Genomic DNA, 21,941 nt, shown 5'->3' with positions numbered 1-21,941 from the left:
TAGATCACACGGTTTCGCGTCTACTACTACTAACTAAAGCGCCCTATTCAGACTCGCTTTCGCTACGGCTCCGTAACTTAATTACTTAACCTCGCTAGCAACAGTAACTCGTAGGCTCATTATGCAAAAGGCACGCCGTCACCAATTAAGGCTCCGACCGCTTGTAAGCGTATGGTTTCAGGGTCTTTTTCACTCCGTTATTCACGGTTCTTTTCACCTTTCCCTCACGGTACTAGTTCACTATCGGTCTCTCAGGAGTATTTAGCCTTAGCGGATGGTCCCGCTAGATTCACACAGGGTTTCACGTGCCCCGCGCTACTCAGGATACTGCTATGATTTATATAACTTACCAGTACGGGACTATCACCCTCTTTGGTCTGTCTTTCCAAACAGTTCTTATTCGTTATACAGTCAATGTCGCAGTCCTACAACCCCCAATATGCCGTAACATATCAGGTTTGGGCTAATCCGATTTCGCTCGCCACTACTCTCGGAATCACTATTGTTTTCTCCTCCTCCGCCTACTTAGATGTTTCAGTTCAGCGGGTTTGCCTCCTTGCGGATACTATGTCTTCAACATAGTGGGTTGCCCCATTCGGATATCATCGGATCAATTCGTATGTGCCAATCCCCGATGCTTTTCGCAGCTTATCACGTCCTTCTTCGCCTCTGAGAGCCTAGGCATCCCCCATACGCCCTTAATTAGCTTATTGCTTTTTGTGTTGAATACATACCTATGGTATGCATTCTTCTTTCTATACTTTCTATATGCGTTTTTCTCGTATTTCTCTTTATCTCAATATGTCAATGAACGTTTCGGCTCCAGTATTTACTTTCTCGTACATACCTTCATAACCCTAGTGGAGAATATCGGAGTCGAACCGATGACCTCCTGCGTGCAAGGCAGGCGCTCTAGCCAGCTGAGCTAATCCCCCATTCCTTCTTAAAGCGAATGTTGAATTATGAATGTTGAATTTATAATTCAATCCTCAACTTCCAGAATTTCCTTCAATATCTTTTTATGAACGTATACCTATATCAATATAAGTACTTGTTGTAGTCCCGGGCAGACTCGAACTGCCGACCCCTACATTATCAGTGTAGTACTCTAACCAGCTGAGCTACGAGACTCTGTATTGATTATTAACAGCTTAAGCAAATCACTCGAGCATATAACATATTTACTGCTATTGCTCTAGAAAGGAGGTGTTCCAGCCGCACCTTCCGGTACGGCTACCTTGTTACGACTTAGCCCCAGTTACTAGTTTTACCCTAGGCAGCTCCTTGCGGTCACCGACTTCAGGTACCCCCAGCTTCCATGGCTTGACGGGCGGTGTGTACAAGGCCCGGGAACGTATTCACCGGATCATGGCTGATATCCGATTACTAGCGATTCCAGCTTCACGAAGTCGAGTTGCAGACTTCGATCCGAACTGAGACAAGCTTTATAGATTCGCTCCTGGTCACCCAGTGGCTGCTCTCTGTACTTGCCATTGTAGCACGTGTGTGGCCCAGGACGTAAGGGCCGTGATGATTTGACGTCATCCCCACCTTCCTCACGGTTTGCACCGGCAGTCTGGCTAGAGTCCCCACCATTATGTGCTGGTAACTAACCACAGGGGTTGCGCTCGTTATAGGACTTAACCTGACACCTCACGGCACGAGCTGACGACAACCATGCAGCACCTTGTAAATTGCCCGAAGGAAAGTCTATCTCTAAACCTGTCAATCTACATTTAAGCCCTGGTAAGGTTCCTCGCGTATCATCGAATTAAACCACATGCTCCACCGCTTGTGCGGGCCCCCGTCAATTCCTTTGAGTTTCATTCTTGCGAACGTACTCCCCAGGTGGGATACTTATCACTTTCGCTTAGCCACTCAGCTTGCGCCGAACAGCTAGTATCCATCGTTTACGGCGTGGACTACCAGGGTATCTAATCCTGTTCGCTCCCCACGCTTTCGTCCATCAGCGTCAATAAATTGTTAGTGATCTGCCTTCGCAATCGGTATTCTATGTAATATCTATGCATTTCACCGCTACACTACATATTCTAACCACTTCACAATTATTCAAGACTAGCAGTATCAAAGGCAATTTTACGGTTGAGCCGCAAACTTTCACCTCTGACTTACAAGCCCGCCTACGGACCCTTTAAACCCAATGATTCCGGATAACGCTTGCATCCTCCGTATTACCGCGGCTGCTGGCACGGAGTTAGCCGATGCTTATTCGCATGGTACCGTCATCAACCTACACGTAGGCCTTATTCTTCCCATACAAAAGCAGTTTACAACCCATAGGGCCGTCTTCCTGCACGCGGCATGGCTGGGTCAGTCTTCCGACCATTGCCCAATATTCCTCACTGCTGCCTCCCGTAGGAGTCTGGTCCGTGTCTCAGTACCAGTGTGGGGGATCTCCCTCTCAGGACCCCTACCCATCGTTGCCTTGGTATGCCGTTACCATACCAACTAGCTAATGGGACGCATGCTCATCTTGTACCGCCGAAACTTTAGTATAAATATGAGGCCATATCTATACACTATGAGGTATTAATCCAAATTTCTCTGGGCTATCCCTCTGTACAAGGTAGATTGCATACGCGTTACGCACCCGTGCGCCGGTCTCAAGGTTACAAGTAACCTCTACCCCTCGACTTGCATGTGTTAGGCCTGCCGCTAGCGTTCATCCTGAGCCAGGATCAAACTCTTCATCGTTAATCTTTATATAATATAAAACATACAATAAATAGTCTCTACTCAAGGATTTGCTTAAATCTTTTTTCCAATTTTACCGAAGTAATCTTGGTGCTGTTAACAATATATCAATGAACTTTATTTCTTTCTTAATTGCGCTTCCGTATCAAAGCGGGTGCAAAAGTAACACTCTTTTTTATTCTGACAAACTTTTTTTGAATTTTTTTTTAAACTCCTCAAAACCCCTCATCACCAATAAAATCAAGCACTCAATGAACTTTCACTTCCCTATCAAAGCGGCTGCAAAAGTAATACTCTTTTTTATTCTGACAAGCTTTTTTTGAAATTTTTTTTAAACCCTTAAAAGCTGCAAAAATTAAACTGTCTATGAACTTCTCTCCCTCTCGAAAGCGGGTGCAAATATAGAAAGGTTTTTTCTCTAAAAACAAACTTTTCGGATAAAAAAACTCAAAAAATTACCCTAAAAAACATAACGGTTTAAGAGTCAAAAAATTGACCTCTAAAAAAAGGATAGCTAAGATAAGTCATTTATATGAATCTTACAATTTTTTTTCATCCTCCGTCTTAGTTTTCCATTTATTAGTTAAACTAAGAAAGTCAAATTTTAAGGCAGATGCCTGTTTGGGGAGAATTTTTGCCGCAAAAGCACGTTGTAAAATATCTTCAATTACATAATCTTCCTGAACATTAACAGGATCATACTCCTTCTTAAGTGATATATTAAACATTCTCGCGGTATTATTATACCAAAATGCTCTCCACCCACTGCGATATTCTTTAACTAAAGAAAAGGTAGTCTCTCCAGTTTGCCTGTGAATTAGCTTTACTAGAATCTGCCCTTCAGTACGAGTTAGCTTTTTAAGTTCTTCCGTAAACTCATCTTCTATATAATTTTGAATACGTCTGGTGTATTTTCGCTTTTGACTCTTCTTAGGAAGCGAATCCAATACCCTATTCATTTCCGTGAGGCGATCAGCCGCTAATTTGGCATAAGGATACACCTTAAGAACACGCCTACGTAATATATAGTAACGAACCCTTTCTTCATGACTAGCAAATCGTAAATTATCAAATACAATTACATCTTCAAGCTCTATAACCTCTCTAAAGATAGTATCACCCAAAAAAATAACATACTTAGGATCGCCAGTCTCCGGATCTTGAGCCTGACTATTCAGAGCAAATAGAAGTACTATTATGTATATAAACTGTTTCAAAACCTATCTTTATAAGCAATCAAAAATAAGAAGAATCCAATGTTCTAATAGCAAAATCTAGGTTAATATTCTTATTTTCGCTTAAAATATTAAAGAATGGCTAAGAAAGGAATTTTAAACAAAAAGTCTTTGGACTTTTTAGAACGTTACTTAAACAATGCCTCCCCTACCGGATATGAATGGGAAGGTCAAAAAATATGGATGGATTATTTGAAGCCATATGTAGACACCTTTATAACGGACACCTATGGTACAGCTGTTGGGGTTATCAATCCAGAGGCTCCCTATAAAGTGGTCATTGAAGGACATTCTGATGAAATTTCATGGTATGTTAACTACATCACTGATAATGGCCTTATATATGTTATTAGGAATGGTGGAAGTGATCATCAAATTGCACCCTCTAAATGGGTAGATATACATACCAAAAAAGGAATTGTAAAAGGAATATTTGGATGGCCAGCTATTCATACTCGTAAACCAGGCAAGGAAGAGGCACCAACACTAGAAAACATATTTATTGATATAGGTGCAAAGGATAAAGAGGAAGTGGAGAAAATGGGGGTACATGTGGGATGTGTAATTACCTACCCTGATACCTTTCAAGTTCTTAACGAGAATAAATTTGTCTGCCGAGCCATAGATAATCGTGCCGGAGGGTTTATGATTGCTGAAGTAGCTCGACTACTTCATGAGAATAAAGTTAAATTACCTTTTGGTTTGTATATCACTAATTCTGTTCAGGAGGAAATCGGATTAAGGGGAGCAGAAATGATTACCCACACCATTAAGCCTAATGTAGCTATTGTTACCGATGTGTGTCATGATACGACAACCCCAATGATTGATCAAAAATCCCAAGGGAAAACTGAATTAGGTAAAGGACCTGTTATCTCTTACGCACCAGCAGTACAAAATAAATTACGTGAACGTATCATTGAAACTGCCGAGGCTCAAAAGATCCCCTTCCAACGAATGGCTTCTTCTCGTTTTACAGGAACCGATACGGATGCTTTTGCCTACAGTAATGGCGGTGTTGCTTCCGCTTTAATCTCACTACCCCTACGTTATATGCATACCACTGTAGAAATGGTGCATCGCGAAGATGTGGAGAATGTGATTAAATTAATTTATGAAACATTACTTCAAATCAAGTCGGGAGAGAGTTTCAGCTACTTTGAATAATGATAGAACAAATAGCCATACTCGATGCGTTAGGTCAAGATACCCTGCAGCAATGCAGTAAAGAAAAGGCGCATCGGTATGGTTTTTTTCATGCCACCGCCCATTTATGGCTGTATACAGAAGATAAAAAGATCCTCTGGCAGAAACGTTCCTTCTCCAAATCTAATTTTCCAGGTTTATGGGATGTGTCGGTAGCGGGTCATATTACCGCAGGTGAATCACCACTAGCAGCAATTCTTCGAGAAACAAAAGAAGAATTAGGATTAGAACTTAATGCGGACCAACTAACCTTTATTGGTAGAATTAAAGAAATTCATCAGCACAGCCCCGTTTTTATTGATTCGGAATTTCATTATATATACATAGCCGAATTACCTATAGCTATTTCCGCACTAACGCTTCAGAAGGAAGAAGTACATTCCATCGAACTTCGCCCATTGGATTCACTAAAAAATGCATGGGAAAAATTGGGATATGTACCCCACAAAACAGCCTATTATCAATGGGTTTGGCATCATCTAAATAATAGTTTACGTACCTCTACCCTTTAATATGGAGAGAATAAAAAGTCAATACTAATGCAATACGAGATCATCACATGAAAAACACCATAGCCGAACGTGTACTGGAATTTCTAAAAAAGTACCCTCCCTTTGATATTATTTCAAAACAGGATTTACTTGACATTGCCAAAGAGACCGTTATTGTGTATTTGGAGAAAGAACAGGTGCTTTTTGATGAAGATCAACCTTTACACCCACATTTCTACATTGTAAAAGAAGGTGCCATTTTACTGACTGAAACGAAAAATTCTCAAATTGAATTGGTAGACGTTTGCGATGAAGGCGAACTATTCGGACTTCGCCCTCTTGTAGCAAAAGACCATTATAAAATGCGTGCCATAGCCAACGAAGAATCCATAGTGTATGCTATTTCTGTGGAAGCTTTTAAACCCATATTAGAAAAGGACAAAACCGTAGCACTATATATGGTAGAAAGTTTTGCCTCCAAAACTAAAAATCCATTTGCTATTGATTCCAGTAAAAATATTTTTGCCACACCCTATGACGGACTAACGCAAAGAAATGACCGTCTCTTTGAATTACAGCCCATACAATTCACAAAGAAAACAATTACTGCAACCGCATCTCATACTGTGCAACAGATCTCACAAAAGATGACTAAATATAGTATCGGAAGTATGATCATCACTGATGAAGAGCAATTACCAGTTGGTATCATAACGGATAAAGATATTAGGAAAAAAATTGCCACAGGCACCTACACTCCTGAAACTACTGCCGGAGAAATTATGATTTCACCCGTACTTACCTTTACAGACAAAATGAGTATTGCTGAGGCGCAACTGAACATGATGAAAAATGATATCCGACATCTCGTTCTCACCAAAGATGGCACACCAGAATCTCCTCTTATTGGAATTCTAACTGAACAAGATATTTTGGTATCCCAGGGAAATAGTGTAAGTGGCCTTATGAAAGCCATTAAACGAGCAAGAAAGTCTAAACACCTGCGAAATATTCGTCAGCAAGTAAGTCAATTACTTGAAGGTTATATCTACCAAAATATACCGATGACATTGACCTCTAATATCATTCATGAGATTAATGAAGCGATAACAGTTCGAGCAATAGAAATATCTTTATCAAGAATGGACAGCAAACCACCGGTTAGTTTTGCCTGGATGAGTTTGGGGAGCCACGGAAGAGGAGAACAACTCCTAATTACAGATCAAGATAATGCGCTTGTATTTCATGATGTAGATCCAAAAGAATACCAAGTCACTAAAGCTTATTTTCTGGAGTTAGCAGAGAGAGTTACGAAAATGCTGAACAAAATTGGATATGAATACTGTCCTGCCGATATGATGGCTCGCAACCCTAAGTGGTGCCTAAGTCTAAGTGAATGGAAAGACCAGTTCAATCACTGGATTTACAAAGCGGGCAATGAAGAAATATTGTTATGCAGTATCTTTTTTGATTTTAATTGCACCTATGGCGACGTTACTTTAGTTAATGAACTTTCTTCAAGCATATTTAGTTCGACTCAAAACAATGATCTATTTTTTGCCGTACTGGGAAGAAGCGCACTTCACAGCCCTTCTCCTTTAGGCTTTTTCAGACAATTTTTAGTAGAACAAGATGGAGAACACAAAGATTCATTTGATATAAAGTCAAGAGCTATGATGCCATTGACCGATATAGGAAGGGTACTCATTCTCTCTCACCAGGTGAAGCACATTAACAATACTGCGGCACGCTTTGAAAAACTGGCAGATCTAGAACCTCAAAACAAAGAACTATACCTTTCCTGCTCTTATGCTGCAAAAGCATTATTAAAATTTAGAACCAAGCATGGGTTAATGCATGATGATGGTGGTCGATATATTCGACTAAAGGAACTTACTAAGGAAGAACGAATGAAATTAAAACGTTGCTTCAAGATTATTAATGATGTACAGGAACTGGTAAAAATACGTTTTAAAATAACCCCTTTCCTATAATATGTGGTACTGGTTAAAAAATAGAATCCGTAAAGAAGAGGAATTACCTGAATTCTGGAATACCTATGCTTCTACATTTAAGGAAACACTTTCAAATGACCTCACTGAGGTACGTTTTATTGTTTTGGATACTGAAACCACAGGTTTTAGTTTTGACTTTGATCGTATTCTGTCGATTGGGGCATTAGAACTTCAGAATCACCGCATCAATGTTAAGAATGATTTCGAAGTGTTTATAGAAACCACCCGTTTCAATCCAAAGACTGTTCCGATACATGGCATAATTAAAGGTCATAAGTATCAAAAAATGACAGAGACAGAAGCGCTACAACATTTTTTGGCCTATATAGGCAATAGCGTTTTAGTGGCTCATCATGCAGCTTTTGACATCAATATGCTAAATGCAGCTCTTAAACGTATGGGTTTACCTCCACTAAAAAACAAAGTTCTTGATACCGCTGTTCTATTTAAAAGCACTAAAATCATCAATTACCTATTAAAAAATGATAAGAATTTTTCGCTGGACGAAGTATGTGATGAATTAAACATACCGATGCATGACAGGCATACTGCCTCTGGTGATGCGTTACTCACAGCACTGGCCTTTCTAAAAATAGTAACTAAACTCAACAAAAAGAAAAAGCAAACTCTAAAGAGTTTGCTTTCTATTGGGTCATAAGTCTTACTGTACAAAAAGATACTACAATCGATCTTTTATAATTTGTTGTACAACCTCTGGATCTAATAGCGTACTAGTATCCCCTAAATTTTCAGTTTCATTGCCGGCAATCTTACGTAAAATTCTACGCATAATTTTACCACTTCTGGTTTTAGGCAATCCTTCAACAAATTGAATTTTATCTAATTTGGCAATAGGTCCAATTCTATCCGAGATTTGTTGGTTAATTTCCTTTCTTAAATTATCTCGATCACGCACTTCTCCCACATCTTTTAACATCACAAATCCATAAAGTGCATTGCCTTTTACATCATGAGGGAATCCAACAATAGCGGATTCTGCCACAGCCGGATGTTCATTAATAGCATCTTCTATAGGCGCAGTACCAAGATTATGGCCAGATACTATGATTACATCATCGACTCTACCAGTTATACGATAATAGCCAACCTCATCCCTTAAAGCACCATCGCCCGTAAAATACTTTCCTTCAAATGCGGTAAAATAAGTGGTTCTATAACGTTCGTGATCGCCCCAAATGGTTCGTGCCATTGATGGCCATGGAAACTTGACACACAATCTTCCATCCACTTGATTTCCTTTTATCTCTTGACCATTTTCATCCATTAAAGCTGGTTGAATTCCAGGTAAAGGTAAAGTGGCATAGGTCGGCTTGGTTGGCGTTACATATGGTATTGGAGAAATCAGAATTCCTCCAGTTTCCGTTTGCCACCAAGTATCAACAATAGGGCTCTTTTTCTTCCCTACGTGATCATTATACCAGTGCCAGGCTTCTTCATTAATTGGTTCTCCAACAGAACCAAGTACTTTAAGAGAGCTTAAATTATATTTTTCTACATAATTCAAATCTTCCTTAGCTAATGCTCTAATAGCCGTAGGTGCTGTATAAAAATGGGTAATACTATGCTTTTCTACAATTTCCCAAAAACGACCAAAGTCAGGATAACTTGGTACTCCCTCAAACAATACGGAGGTTGCTCCATTGAGTAAAGGACCGTAAACAATATAACTATGTCCAGTTATCCATCCAATATCCGCTGTACACCAAAAAATATCTGGTTCTCTATATTGAAAAATATTTTTAAATGTATACGCTATAAATACCATATAACCCGCAGTAGTATGCACCATTCCTTTAGGTTTTCCGGTGGATCCCGAAGTATATAATATAAACAGCGGGTCCTCAGCCTCCATCACCTCTGGTTCACAGTGCGGTTGTGCAGCATCCAATAATGGTTGTATCCATTCATCTCTTCCCTGCTCCATATGAATAGAACTTCCAACTCGGTTAACTACAAGTACACTTTCTACTGTAGGACATTGTTCCAAAGCTTCATCAACAATTCCTTTAAGGTCAATAGATTTGTTTCCACGATAAGACCCATCAGAAGTGATAACCATTTTACAGCTTGAATCATTAATACGAGTGGATAAGGCTGTAGAAGAGAAACCAGCAAATACCACTGAATGTATGGCTCCTATACGTGCACACGCCAATAACGCCACTGACAATTCTGGAATCATAGGAAGGTAAATACATACCCTATCCCCTTTTTTGATACCTTTTGCTTTTAATACATTGGCCATCTTGCATACCCGTTCATATAATTCAGTGTATGTAATGTGCTGCGCAGGTTCATTAGGATTATTAGGTTCAAAAAGAATAGCGGTTTTATCCCCTCTAGTTCTTAGGTGACGATCTAAGCAATTTTCTGTAATATTCAATTGTGCTCCTTCAAACCATGCGATTTCAGGCTTACTAAAATCCCATCGCAAGACATTGTCCCATCTTTTACGCCAAACAAAATGCTCCTCGGCTACTTCTTCCCAAAAATTTTCAGGTTCACGAACAGATTTACGATAAATATGAAAGTACTCTTCAAAGGTCTTAATGTGGTAATTACTCATAGTGTGTGGTGGTAGTTAATTTAATTTCAGTTATGTTATTTTATTGTCATTTTGTGATTGGAAGTGTAGAAACAGGCCAGAAATCATAACAACAATGCACAAATCTTATAAGAAATATCGAAAAATAAAAATCTTTCACAATACACACCCCTTTTTTTCACATATTCGCAACAAACACAAAAAAAGGCATCGCTTTTTTAAGCAATGCCTTTAGTTTTATAAAAATTTGACAAACTTACTTTGCCAAATACGCTAATACATTCTTTTCAATACGTTGATTGATATCCGTTACATCCGCCTTCACAAATGGTTCTCCCATTATATTCTCGTAAAGTTCGATATAACGCTCAGAGATAGACTCAATATATTCATCACTCATAAAGGGAACCTCTTGTCCCTCTTTCCCTTGAAATCCTTGCGAAATAAGCCATTGTCTAACAAATTCTTTGGACAATTGCTTCTGAGCTTCCCCTTTTTCTTGACGCTGTTCATAGCCTTCAGCATAAAAATAACGAGAAGAATCCGGCGTGTGAATTTCATCAATTAGTACAATCTTTCCATCCTTGGTTTTCCCAAATTCATATTTAGTATCTACCAGAATAAGTCCTCTCTTTGCCGCAATTTCAGTCCCTCTCTGGAATAATGCCCTGGTATAGTTTTCTAGTTGGATATAATCCTCTTCAGATACAATTCCTTTAGCGATGATGTCTTCTCTTGAAATATCCTCGTCATGAGCGCCATTATCCGCCTTGGTAGCCGGAGTGATTATTGGCTCTGGGAATTTATCATTCTCTTTCATTCCATCAGGCATGGCTACACCACATAGGATGCGTTTTCCTGCTGCATATTCTCTTCCTGCATGACCCGATAAATAACCGCGAATAACCATCTCTACTTTAAATGGAGTACATAAATGTCCTACTGCCACATTTGGATCCGGTGTAGCTATAAGCCAATTGGGCACAATATCTTGTGTCTGTGCCATAAATTTAGTCGCAATCTGATTTAGAATTTGTCCTTTATAAGGTATTCCCTTTGGCATTACTACATCAAAAGCCGAAAGTCGGTCGGTAGCAATCATTACCAAAAGTTCATCATTAATGGCGTATACCTCACGTACTTTACCATGATAAACCGACTTCTGTCCTGGAAAATTAAAATCTGTTTGAGTAATTGTTTTGCTCATCTGCTTTAGTTGTGTTTTGAAGTGACAAAGATACTATTTTACTGTAGCAACCAAGATCCCTAGTCAAGGTTTTTTCGGTGATTTTTAGTGTTCAAAAGATGAAGAATTTTTCTTCTATTAATTAAATGTCAAAATACCTTTTTTGTCATTTAATTCCATGTACATTTGCATCTTCTTTTTCAGGAGGAGATGCTATGAAAAATCAACCGTACTTTTGGGCAGCTTTTGTTGCGTTCTTCATTTGGGGCTTTTTTAGTTTAGCCTTAAAACCAATTGCTCATTACCCTTCATTAGACATTCTTTTTTTTAGGGTGTTTATGAGTGTTGGTATGCTTTCTCTAATCAATTTGGGGATGCGAAGAAAAAAAGGTCAAAAAGACATGGCTGATTTCAAGGCACTCCCAGCTAGGGATAAGAAACAAACCATTTCACTTACCGTGGTGGGCGCCTTACTACTTGCCGCCAATTGGCTTGTTTTTATTTATGTTATGAACCACGTGAGTGTAAATGCTGCTGCCTTTGCTTACCTAGTATGCCCTATACTTACGACGGTGTTTGCCTATGCATTTTTAAAGGAGAAACTTTCACGAATTCAATGGTTAGCCGTTAGCAGTAGTGCATTTGCATGTGTTCTCCTATCATTTGGACATATCATGGAAGTGGTGTATAGCCTTGTCGTAGCGGCAACCTATGCCTTGTACCTGGTTAGTCAACGTAAAAACAACAAGGCCGATAAATTGTGGTCACTTAATATTCAGCTTGTAATCGTCGCGCTTTTATTAGCTCCTTTTTTTCCGATTCTAAGCGGACCTATTCCTACTGAGCATATCTTTTATATTTGCCTATCATTCATAGTGGTTATCTTTACAATCATCCCACTATTCCTCAATTTATACGCTCTTAAAGGAGTAAATTCTGCCACAGTTGGTATTTTGATCTATATAAATCCAATTATCAATTTCTTATTAGCCATCACCTATTTCAAAGAAGAAGTTACTTCACTGCAACTCGCAGGATATGGGCTTATCCTTTTTTCTATAGTCCTCTTTAACGAAAAAGCCTTAAGAGGTAATCCAAAGGTGTTGGCTTGGAAAACCATGCGCAAGCGATAACCCTTTCGGGTTATTGCCCGCCATCATGTTCAATTTTCTTATAGGCTTCAATGATATCTTTCACTAATCTGTGACGAATAACATCCTTGTCATCTAAATAAACCACCCCAATTCCTTTTACGTTTCCAAGGACTAACAAAGCTTCTTTAAGCCCCGAAATAACTCTTCTAGGTAAATCAATTTGCCCAGGGTCCCCTGTAATCATAAACTTGGCATTTTTACCCATACGTGTGAGGAACATTTTCATTTGAGCATGAGTGGTGTTTTGAGCCTCATCAAGAATAACAAAGGCATTATCTAAGGTACGCCCTCTCATAAATGCCAATGGTGCTATTTGAATGATCCCATTTTCGATAAAAGAAGCCAATTTCTCTGGTGGAATCATATCCCTTAGAGCATCATATAACGGCTGCATATACGGATCTAGCTTTTCCTTTAAATCACCTGGTAAGAACCCTAAATTCTCGCCAGCTTCTACCGCAGGTCTCGTGAGTATGATACGTTTTACTTGTTTTTCCTTAAGTGCTTTTACCGCCAAGGCTACCCCTGTATAGGTTTTACCGGTCCCTGCTGGTCCAATAGCAAATACCATATCATTCTTTTTCATCAGATCAATTAACTTGCGTTGATTGGCTGTCTGTGGACGTATTAGACGTCCATTTACTCCATGGACAAGCACATCTCCGCCTTTACCTTCCGGTTCTTCCAGTGCGCCCAAATCATCACTAGTTAAAATACGTTCGATACTATTTTGATCAAGTTTATTATACTTTCCAAAATGAGTAACAAGCATATCTACTCTTTTGTCAAATTCTTCCAGCATTTCTTCATCACCAAAGACTATAATCTTATTACCTCGGGCTACAATTTTCAATTTAGGAAAATACTTTTTTAGGAGTTCGATATTGGCATTCTGTTCGCCAAAAAATTCTCTTGGGTTGATTTCGGTAAGTTCTAAAATTAGTTCGTTCAAAAGTTGATAATTTTGGTTGTACGACTCCGTGAAAAGCACTCATAAATGAGCGCTAAAAAACTATATTGAATTTATAAATTATCGCTTAGATTTTAGTAGGTTTGTGAAGGTATTTATGAACAACTTTTTGTTAGTTACTTTTACCAATATACGAAAACACTTAGTGTTTCAAACTATCAAACCGTATAACCATTCATGGCGATTATTACTTTAACGACAGATTTCGGAGAAAAAGACTATTATGCCGGAGCGCTTAAGGGCGCCATCTACTCTGAATTAGGTTCGGTCAACTTGATAGATATTACCCACTCTGTGAGCCCCTTTAATACCTATCAAGCGGCCTATTTACTCCGTAATTCATATAAACACTTCCCTAAAGGAACGGTACATCTTATCGGTGTTGATACAGAACGCACCCTAGAAAACACCCATATTGCAATGGCTTTTGATGGTCATTATTTTATTGGGGCGGACAATGGAATCCTATCCCTGCTAACTGCCCACAAACAATACGACAAGCTTGTTGAGATTGCTTTACCTCAACAAGAACAGTCGGCATTTTCTTCCTTGGATATTTTTGCAAAAGTGGCCTGTCATATAGCACGAGGAGGAACCCTTGAAGTTATTGGAAAACCATTTACCCAGTTAAAGGAAGTGGTAGATTTCATCCCCGTATTGAATCAAAATATGTCTCAATTGGCGGGTAAGATCATATATATAGACAATTACGGCAATGTGATTACTAATATCACAAAGGCCTACTTTGAACAAGTACGTCAGGGACGACCTTATGAAGTAATGGCCAGAAACTATCGTTTTCAAGAAATATATAACACCTATAGTGAAGCTATCAATTTCAGTGTCCCCAAGTCAAAACGAAATGATGATGGGAAAAAATTAGCCTTATTCAATAGTAGTGGCCATCTTGAAATTGCCATATACAAGAGTAATCTAGAAACTGTTGGTGGGGCCTCCACCCTACTTGGTCTGCAATACCTTGACCCAGTATCCATCAATTTTTTATAAAAACTTCCATTAAGAAATGCTTGTACGAATTGTAAAAATGACTTTTGACTCCCAACATATCAATGAATTCAAAGACACTTTTGAGGCCCATAAACACCTTATAAGAAATTTTAAAGGGTGTACTTTTCTTGAACTATATCAAGACTTGAAACAACCAGAGGTATTTTTCACCTATAGTTATTGGGAAACTGAAGAAGCACTTAATACCTACAGGGATTCGGAGTTGTTTAAAAAAGTATGGTCTACTACCAAAGTATGGTTTTCTGCAAAACCAGAAGCCTGGAGTGTTCAAAAAATAGTAAGTTTGTCGTAATGATAGCATTGTTTAAAAAAGAAATCAGTTCATTTTTCGCCTCACCCATAGGCTATTTGGTAATTGCTGTTTTTCTCATTCTCAACGGTCTTTTTTTATGGGTATTTGAAGGCAACTTCAATATATTGGATAGCGGATTTGCTGATTTACTTCCTTTCTTTCAGCTTACTCCCTGGATATTTATCTTTTTAATTCCAGCTATTACCATGAAAAGCTTTTCAGAAGAAAAGAAAATGGGAACCTTGGAACTGCTGTTTACAAAACCTATCAGTCTTTGGTCAATGGTTATTGGTAAATATGTAGCCGCTCTTTTTCTTACCATACTAGCACTAATCCCTACCATTCTATATGTATGGACGGTATGGCAGCTTGGAAATCCTGCAGGTAATTTAGATATTGGTAGTACATTAGGATCCTATATTGGACTTCTTTTTTTAGCCATGTCTTACACTGCCATAGGTATTTTTGCTTCTACCCTTTCAACAAATCAGATTGTGGCATTCATGCTTGCGGTATTGTTTAGTTTTTTCCTGTATTATGGCATTGATGAAGTCATTCAGTTGCTATTTAATACAGAAACTACTTGGAGCCTTAAAGCACATTTTGACAGTATAGGAAGAGGTGTTATAGATACACGAGATCTCATTTATTTCATATCCATGGCCGTGTTTTTCCTATACCTTACTGTATTATCACTTAAGCGCAATTAATCCATGAAAGAATACCTAACATATATTAGCCCTAGGATTGTCATTGGACTTGCTTTAGTTCTTATCGTCAACTGGATTTCTGGAATCGCATATAAACGTTTTGACCTCACACAAGATCAGCGCTATACACTTTCGGAATCTACCGTATTACAACTACAATCTATTGAAGCTCCACTTTATATTGATGTGTTATTAGAAGGCAACTTTCCTTCAGAATTCAAAAGATTACAATTAGAGACACTTCAATTATTGGAGGAATACAGAGCAATCAACAAAAATATTCATTTCAATTTCGTCAATCCTTTAGAAGACGAGGCACAACCTGATGAAGTAATTAAAAACTTGTTTCAAATGGGGTTAACCCCAGCAAACGTAACCGTTACTGAAGGAACTAAGACCTCTGAAGAAGTTGTTTTCCCTTGGGCAATTGCCAATTATGGTGAACGTTCTGTAAAAGTTCCTCTTCTTAAGAATAAATTAGGTGCGGATAGCGATCAGCGCATATTGAATTCTGTTCAACATTTGGAATACGCCTTTACAGATGCTATTGCGAAATTATTGATAAATGAAAAACAGAAAATAGCCGTTTTAAAAGGAAATGGTCAATTAGAAGATATCTATATAGCCGATTTCATTACCCAGTTACGAGATTACTATCATATCGCTCCATTTACACTAGACTCTGTTGCTACGAATCCAATTAAAACTGCGCAGCAACTAAACGAGTTTGACCTACTTTTGGTAGCAAAACCAACCCAGCGTTTTACTGATCAGGAAAAACAAATCCTTGACCAGTTTACCATGCATGGCGGAAAATCATTATGGTTACTGGATCAGGTCACTATTGAAATGGACAGTTTGTATAATCAATCGGGTAAAACCATTGCCTTTCCAAATGACCTCAACACCAATGACATGTTCTTCAGGTACGGTATTCGAATGAATCCGAATCTTGTAAACGACCTCTATTGTACTCAAATTGTGATGGCGATGGGTGATGGTAGCCAATCTCAATACAATCCTGTTCCATGGCGTTATTACCCACTTGTTACCCCAATAGAAGGACATCCTATAACTAACAATTTAGACTATTTGTGGCTGCGATTTGCCAACAGTATTGACTTATTGGATAATGACATTAAAAAAACAGTACTATTTACTAGCTCTCCACTGTCAAAAACGGAAGGAACCCCTGAAGAAATAAGCTTAAATTCAATTTACCAACAACCCGATAGAGAAAGTTATAAAAATGGAAATCTTCCATTGGCCGTCCTACTAGAAGGATCCTTTACCTCTGTGTTTAAAAACCGCGTTAAACCAGTTCAACTACCACAAATTAAGGAAGAGAGTATCCCAACGAAAATGATCGTAATTGCAGATGGTGATCTTATAAAAAATCAAGTGAGCCAGGGCCGACCGCTTGAATTAGGGTATGATAAATGGACAAACAATTTTTATGGAAATAAAGAGTTTCTCCGCAATTGCGTGAATTATCTGTTAGACGAAAATGGACTTATAAACATTCGCACTAAGGAAATTCAATTAGCTTTTCTTGATAAGGAGAAAGTAAACACCGAAAAAAATCACTGGAAAGCCTTGAATATAGGGCTCCCACTAGTTTTACTACTCCTTTTCGGCATCGTATTTAGCTTTATCCGACGAAAAAAATATGTGCTGTAAATGTTAATAAATTTGTTTCAAAAAGAGGCAGTTTTCAAATATATTTGTAGCTAGCAGTAAAATAGCGATAATAGATGAAATTTATAGTATCAAGCTCGTATTTATTAAAACAACTTCAAGTATTGGGAGGTGTTATCAACAATAGCAATACATTGCCTATTCTTGACAACTTCCTGTTTGAATTAGATAACAATCAGCTTACCGTTTCAGCTTCCGATTTAGAAACCACTATGCGTGGTATACTAGAGGTAGAATCTACTTCTCAGGGCAGTATTGCTGTACCTGCTAAATTGTTAATTGAAACGCTAAAAACTTTTGCTGAGCAACCTCTTACTTTTGTTGTAGAGGACAACAATACTATTGAAATTAGTTCCAACTATGGTAAATATGCATTAGCATATGTAGATGGTGCTGAGTTTCCAAAACCAGTAAGCCTACCTGATCCTAGCACTACAACAGTTTTAGGTGATATTTTGGCTACTGCCATTAGTAAAACCATCTTCGCTGCAGGGAATGACGATTTACGCCCTGTAATGAGTGGTGTATTTTTCCAATTTTCACCAGAACACCTGACTTTTGTAGCTACTGATGCGCATAAGCTCGTTAAATATCAACGTTCTGATGTTTCTGCTCCTCAAGTTGCGGAATTTATTATGCCAAAGAAACCTTTGACCCTACTTAAAGGAATCTTAGGGGGTAGTGAAAGTGAAGTTGTCATCGAGTACAACGATAGCAATGCTAAGTTTTCTTTTGAAAACATTGAACTGGTTTGCCGCCTAATTGATGGAAAATATCCTAATTACGAAGCGGTGATTCCAAAAGAAAACCCAAACAAATTAACTATAAGTCGTCAACAGTTTCTTAGCTCAGTACGTCGTGTATCTATATTCTCAAATAAAACTACACACCAAATTCGTCTTAAAGTAGCCGGTGCTGAACTTAATATTTCTGCTGAAGATATTGATTACAGCAACAAGGCAGAAGAGCGTTTAAGTTGTGACTACCAAGGTGATGATATGCAAATTGGATTTAACTCTCGATTCCTTACCGAAATGTTGAATATATTAACATCCGATGATGTGACATTAGAAATGTCGCTCCCTAATAGAGCTGGTATCTTAACACCTACTGACGGACTTGATGAAGGAGAGCATGTAACCATGTTAGTGATGCCTGTAATGCTAAATAATTAATCATTTACAATCGGTGCCAACCATTTTATTTGGCATTTACTATATCTATAAGCCCTATCTGCATAGGGCTTATTTTTTTTGAACATGAAAGGAATTAATTAAAAAATTCTCTTATTTAGTTACATCATTTTTCTATCTCACAAAAATAAAAGACCCCTTCGAGAGTATGGTCCTTTAACTCTTTTAGTAGATTCATCTAAAGAAGTGGCTTAAAACGATGTCTTAGAAGCCAAACTATTTACTAGTAAGTCTAAAAATTATTATTATTGTTAAAACCTACTGAATTTCAACCTATTATTTGTAATTTAAGGGTACTTCCTGTATCTGAATTTAGGTAGGTAACAGGTGGTGCATTTAAATTTTATAAAATGGATCGAAGAGTGTTTACAAAGGATATGATGGCCACCGTGACTAGTTTTGCCCTAATGGACTCCCTTTTTGCCTTTAACGGTATAGCTAGCAAAATTAAACCTCTAACGGACCACTGGTCCATCCAGCTGAACGAATTCTGCTCTGATTTAAGAACAGATTCCATTACAGTGGTCCAATGGCAAGAGAAAATAGAAGAATTATATGCTCAAATTGAATTAGAAGAAATTCTAAAATTTATCCAATTTGAACAATTAATCAAAGGATTTCAATATCCAGATCTTGGTGTTGCCACACGGAAAGTTACTTTTCCCAAGCTAATAGGTCTTCCAGCAAACACGATATACGTGAAAAAGATTTTTGGAATGAAAAAGGATCGAGCCATCATCCCACACGGACATAGTAATATGGCCTCCGCTCACCTTATTTTAAAAGGAGAAATGCATCTGCGTCATTATGAAAAAATAGCACAGGATGAACAACACTTACTCATCAAACCTTCAATAGACAAAATTGCAAAGCTTGGTGAAAGTTCTTCCATTTCAGATGAAAAAGACAATATTCATTGGTTTATCGCAAATAGTCCCACCGCATTCACTTTTGATGTGATAATGCTTGATCTCAATAACAAACTATACGACATTCATAATCTAGATATATATGCCGCTGAAGATGTAAAAAATGGTATGCTAAGAGTACCTATGTTAGACGTAGGCACTGCATTAGAAAAATATGGAAAACACCATCATTAAGATAGAAGTATAAAACTTAGGCATTGAAGCAACTAACCTAAATACTAAAGATAGTATCCAAGTTCTACAAGACTTGGATACTATTCTACAAATTATTTATTATCCATACTTAAAAGGATGTTCTGTCCTTCTGTAGTTGGAATATGCAATATATCATCTTGAACAGTAAATGCTGAAGAACATTTAAAATTATGATTTCTAAAAGGATTGCGTAATTTTAGCTCTCCTCCTTTTTCAGAGATGATTTCCACATGAGTTACATTGCCTTTCTCCATTTTAGCTGAAATTAAAAATGCACCATCCCCGCGTAATGAGGTAAAGCTCACATCTTCCCAAGTAGAGGGAATAGCTGGAAAAACATGAATAACTCTTGTATGACTCTGAAGTAACATTTCCTGAATAGCGGCAGCAAATGCAAAATTTCCCTCAAGTGTAAAGGGTCGGTATTTAAACTTTGAATATCCCTTATTATGTTGCTCACCATTTACGTGAAAGCTATTGGGAAGGCAGAAATTCTCTGCAAAAATTCGCAATGTTTTGGCTGCCCCTTCCCCATCAAATATCCGTGCTTGTAGATTTCCTAACCAACTAAAAGAATATCCAGTCCAATAATCTGACCCCTTTTCAATTAAATGATTTACGGTATTATCTATAATTGTTTTGTGTGCATCTCCTTTACTATAGTCAATTAATGCATAGGGATGAAATGCCATCAAATGAGAAAAATGCCTATGGGAACTTGTATAGGAATGTTCTGGAGCGAGCATAAGACCTTCAGAAGAGTGGATAGCAAAATTAGGCCATTCTCCTAGCAATTTATTCCATTTTTCGGCCTCTTGGGTTTTACCTAAGTGAGTTGCTAATTCAGTTGCTTTTTCGTAAGTCCAACGAATGGCAGCAAGATCAAAATTAGTAGTCTCTCCAAACCAGGCATTCCTTGAATTGTCATGAATTTCAGGGCTTGAACTAATAGGCAATTTTCGTAAGCCATTTTCATCCTTAACTGAAATTTCATCAAAAAAAACGGCTACATCTTTTATCCATGGGTATGCTTTATCTTTTAAAAAGACCTCATCCATTGAAAAACGCCAATGCCAGTAAAAATGCAATCCAAGCCACCCTGACACTGTTGGTCCAAACGCGTATTGAATCCATCCACCCATAGGCTCTCCAGTCAATGTAGTTACCCCAGGCACCGCTAATCCATCTGATTCAAAATAATCTTGTGTGTACTTCTTAAAAGTATCTTTATTCTTAAGCATCCACTGTAAATAGCCATTTTCCAAGTCAAGATGATTTCCTGAATAAGAAGCCCAATAACTTAATTGAGTATTTAGATCATGATGAAAATCTCCCTTCCATGGTGGTAATTTACCGTTGTCTGCAGTCCATACAGCTTGCAATGAGACAGGAGGTGTTCCATCTCGCGCTACAGAACCAAATTTGTACTGCTCTAAGTACCACTGTTTCTCTAAAATAGAATCTGGAATCTGAATGGACGACTTCTGCCAATATTGCCTCCACCATTGTTTATGAGTTCGAAATGAATCCGAATATCCAAGCTTCATTTTTTCTTCAACTAGCTCCTTTGCAGTTAAATGACTTTCCGATAAACTTGAAGTAATGCTCCAACTTCCCTCTAAGACATCCCCATTTTGCACCCAGGAAACATGTACATCATATGAAAATCCATTGAAACCTTCTTGAGTATAAGTTATGCTATTATCTTTAACCTCCACATTCCCTTTCTTATATCCTAGCCTTCGTAAATCTTGTCTACTAATGCTAGCTACTGAAGTGCTATCATCCTCTACCTGATAGGCTGGTGGTATAAGAATAGGAACAATTTCACTTTTTAATCCTTTAAATCTAAACCAGCCTACTTGGTCAGTAGCATGCACAAAGGAATTAAACGTTACACCACTTTCCCATGACACATGTGAAATAGCATCAGAAACTGCTAATCTAGCTGATGTAACCTTCCCTAAACTCTTACTGTTAAATTCAATAGCTGCTCCTGGTATTTTGGAAGGAGCAGGTGCGTTATCATAGGGTACATCAAATGTATTTTGTACATCTCTATATCTATTATTTTTCCATTGCTCTTGTACCCATGAAAATTTAAAAAAAGGAGTGTTCAAATTTTCCATCGGCCGTAAATCCCAAAGATTCACATTATCCAAAGACATTCTTAAATTATTTTCCTTCTCCCAAACCAAAGCACCAATAACACCGTTACCCAATGGCAGACCTTCATCCCATGTTTTTGCCAATTGATCCGAAACCAAGTCATGTTTTCCATATAAAGTATCACTTCCATTGTTAGCGCATGAAATCAAAAGAGCACAGGACAACAACCATATATTTCTCATCATTAC

16 protein-coding genes, 2 tRNA genes and 2 rRNA genes (1 of these 20 running past the window's edge) are annotated in these 21,941 nt (G+C 38.1%); 11 read left to right on the top strand and 9 right to left on the bottom strand.

Annotated features, from left to right (window positions below; genetic code table 11):
• From PT603_RS02410 to PT603_RS02390, 5 genes are all read right to left on the bottom strand, one after another.
• Positions 1-713, bottom strand: a 23S ribosomal RNA gene (locus PT603_RS02410) (it extends 2,109 nt beyond the left edge of the window).
• 148 nt (positions 714-861) lie between these two features.
• Positions 862-935 (bottom strand) — tRNA-Ala (locus PT603_RS02405).
• Positions 936-1,057: 122 nt separating this feature from the next.
• A tRNA-Ile gene (locus tag PT603_RS02400) sits at positions 1,058-1,131 on the bottom strand.
• A gap of 68 nt (positions 1,132-1,199) precedes the next feature.
• A 16S ribosomal RNA gene (locus PT603_RS02395) occupies positions 1,200-2,715 on the bottom strand.
• The 16S and 23S rRNA genes sit together here with 2 tRNA genes alongside, the layout of an rRNA operon.
• A 539-nt stretch (positions 2,716-3,254) precedes the next feature.
• Positions 3,255-3,932 carry a DUF4294 domain-containing protein gene (locus PT603_RS02390; protein ID WP_008239125.1) on the bottom strand — a complete coding sequence of 226 codons (678 nt, stop codon included), beginning with the start codon at positions 3,930-3,932 and terminating at the stop codon, positions 3,255-3,257.
• 96 nt (positions 3,933-4,028) lie between these two features.
• On the opposite strand from PT603_RS02390, the gene PT603_RS02385 reads away from it, so the two are divergent.
• The 4 genes from PT603_RS02385 to PT603_RS02370 are packed head-to-tail and all read left to right on the top strand — an operon-like array spanning position 4,029 to position 8,320.
• Complete coding sequence (locus PT603_RS02385; RefSeq protein ID WP_008239124.1) at positions 4,029-5,117, top strand: M42 family metallopeptidase; 1,089 nt, start codon at positions 4,029-4,031, stop codon at positions 5,115-5,117.
• Entirely contained in the window at positions 5,117-5,668 is a 552-nt protein-coding gene (locus tag PT603_RS02380; RefSeq protein ID WP_008239122.1) for an NUDIX hydrolase, read from the top strand. Before PT603_RS02385 ends, PT603_RS02380 begins: the two co-directional genes overlap by 1 nt.
• A gap of 47 nt (positions 5,669-5,715) precedes the next feature.
• Positions 5,716-7,641 carry a DUF294 nucleotidyltransferase-like domain-containing protein gene (locus PT603_RS02375; RefSeq protein ID WP_008239119.1) on the top strand — a complete coding sequence of 642 codons (1,926 nt, stop codon included), beginning with the start codon at positions 5,716-5,718 and terminating at the stop codon, positions 7,639-7,641.
• Between the two features lies 1 nt (position 7,642).
• Complete coding sequence (locus PT603_RS02370) at positions 7,643-8,320, top strand: 3'-5' exonuclease (RefSeq protein ID WP_008239116.1); 678 nt, start codon at positions 7,643-7,645, stop codon at positions 8,318-8,320.
• 21 nt (positions 8,321-8,341) lie between these two features.
• Here the strand turns inward: PT603_RS02370 and acs are convergent, their stop codons facing one another.
• Together acs and PT603_RS02360 are read right to left on the bottom strand one after the other, a co-directional pair.
• Positions 8,342-10,249, bottom strand: coding sequence for an acetate--CoA ligase (gene acs / locus PT603_RS02365; RefSeq protein ID WP_008239115.1), 1,908 nt, complete (start codon positions 10,247-10,249; stop codon positions 8,342-8,344).
• A 235-nt stretch (positions 10,250-10,484) separates the two neighbouring features.
• Complete coding sequence (locus PT603_RS02360; RefSeq protein WP_008239114.1) at positions 10,485-11,435, bottom strand: phosphoribosylaminoimidazolesuccinocarboxamide synthase; 951 nt, start codon at positions 11,433-11,435, stop codon at positions 10,485-10,487.
• Positions 11,436-11,560: 125 nt separating this feature from the next.
• On the opposite strand from PT603_RS02360, the gene PT603_RS02355 reads away from it, so the two are divergent.
• Complete coding sequence (locus tag PT603_RS02355; RefSeq protein ID WP_008239112.1) at positions 11,561-12,547, top strand: EamA family transporter; 987 nt, start codon at positions 11,561-11,563, stop codon at positions 12,545-12,547.
• A gap of 10 nt (positions 12,548-12,557) precedes the next feature.
• Here the strand turns inward: PT603_RS02355 and PT603_RS02350 are convergent, their stop codons facing one another.
• On the bottom strand, positions 12,558-13,520 hold the full coding sequence (locus tag PT603_RS02350) for a PhoH family protein (RefSeq protein WP_274239158.1): 963 nt from the start codon (positions 13,518-13,520) through the stop codon (positions 12,558-12,560).
• A gap of 195 nt (positions 13,521-13,715) precedes the next feature.
• Here PT603_RS02350 and PT603_RS02345 point away from each other — a divergent pair, with 195 nt between their 5' ends.
• The 6 genes from PT603_RS02345 to PT603_RS02320 all read left to right on the top strand — a co-directional run bounded on the left by PT603_RS02345 (position 13,716) and on the right by PT603_RS02320 (position 19,563).
• A complete protein-coding gene (locus tag PT603_RS02345; protein ID WP_008239109.1) occupies positions 13,716-14,546 on the top strand; it encodes an SAM hydrolase/SAM-dependent halogenase family protein in 831 nt (276 codons plus the stop codon).
• Between the two features lie 16 nt (positions 14,547-14,562).
• Positions 14,563-14,859, top strand: a complete 297-nt coding sequence (locus PT603_RS02340) for a putative quinol monooxygenase (protein ID WP_008239108.1) — start codon at positions 14,563-14,565, stop codon at positions 14,857-14,859.
• Positions 14,859-15,569: a gliding motility-associated ABC transporter permease subunit GldF gene (gene gldF, locus PT603_RS02335; protein WP_008239107.1), complete on the top strand. Its 711-nt coding sequence runs from the start codon at positions 14,859-14,861 to the stop codon at positions 15,567-15,569. The genes PT603_RS02340 and gldF overlap by 1 nt, the downstream gene beginning before the upstream one ends.
• Positions 15,570-15,572: 3 nt before the next feature.
• Positions 15,573-17,249 carry a gliding motility-associated ABC transporter substrate-binding protein GldG gene (gene gldG / locus PT603_RS02330; RefSeq protein WP_008239106.1) on the top strand — a complete coding sequence of 559 codons (1,677 nt, stop codon included), beginning with the start codon at positions 15,573-15,575 and terminating at the stop codon, positions 17,247-17,249.
• Between the two features lie 74 nt (positions 17,250-17,323).
• Complete coding sequence (gene dnaN, locus PT603_RS02325) at positions 17,324-18,442, top strand: DNA polymerase III subunit beta (RefSeq protein ID WP_008239105.1); 1,119 nt, start codon at positions 17,324-17,326, stop codon at positions 18,440-18,442.
• A 368-nt stretch (positions 18,443-18,810) separates the two neighbouring features.
• Complete coding sequence (locus tag PT603_RS02320) at positions 18,811-19,563, top strand: cupin domain-containing protein (RefSeq protein WP_202946604.1); 753 nt, start codon at positions 18,811-18,813, stop codon at positions 19,561-19,563.
• Between the two features lie 92 nt (positions 19,564-19,655).
• Here PT603_RS02320 and PT603_RS02315 read toward each other — a convergent pair whose 3' ends face one another.
• Positions 19,656-21,938 carry a glycosyl hydrolase family 95 catalytic domain-containing protein gene (locus PT603_RS02315; RefSeq protein WP_155805607.1) on the bottom strand — a complete coding sequence of 761 codons (2,283 nt, stop codon included), beginning with the start codon at positions 21,936-21,938 and terminating at the stop codon, positions 19,656-19,658.
• Positions 21,939-21,941: the final 3 nt, after the last annotated feature.

Origin of the sequence: Imtechella halotolerans (genome assembly GCF_028743515.2) — a bacterium.
Classification (GTDB): domain Bacteria; phylum Bacteroidota; class Bacteroidia; order Flavobacteriales; family Flavobacteriaceae; genus Imtechella; species Imtechella halotolerans.
Note: the sequence above shows the minus strand (reverse complement) of the source record. Positions and strands in the feature narration are given on the sequence as shown.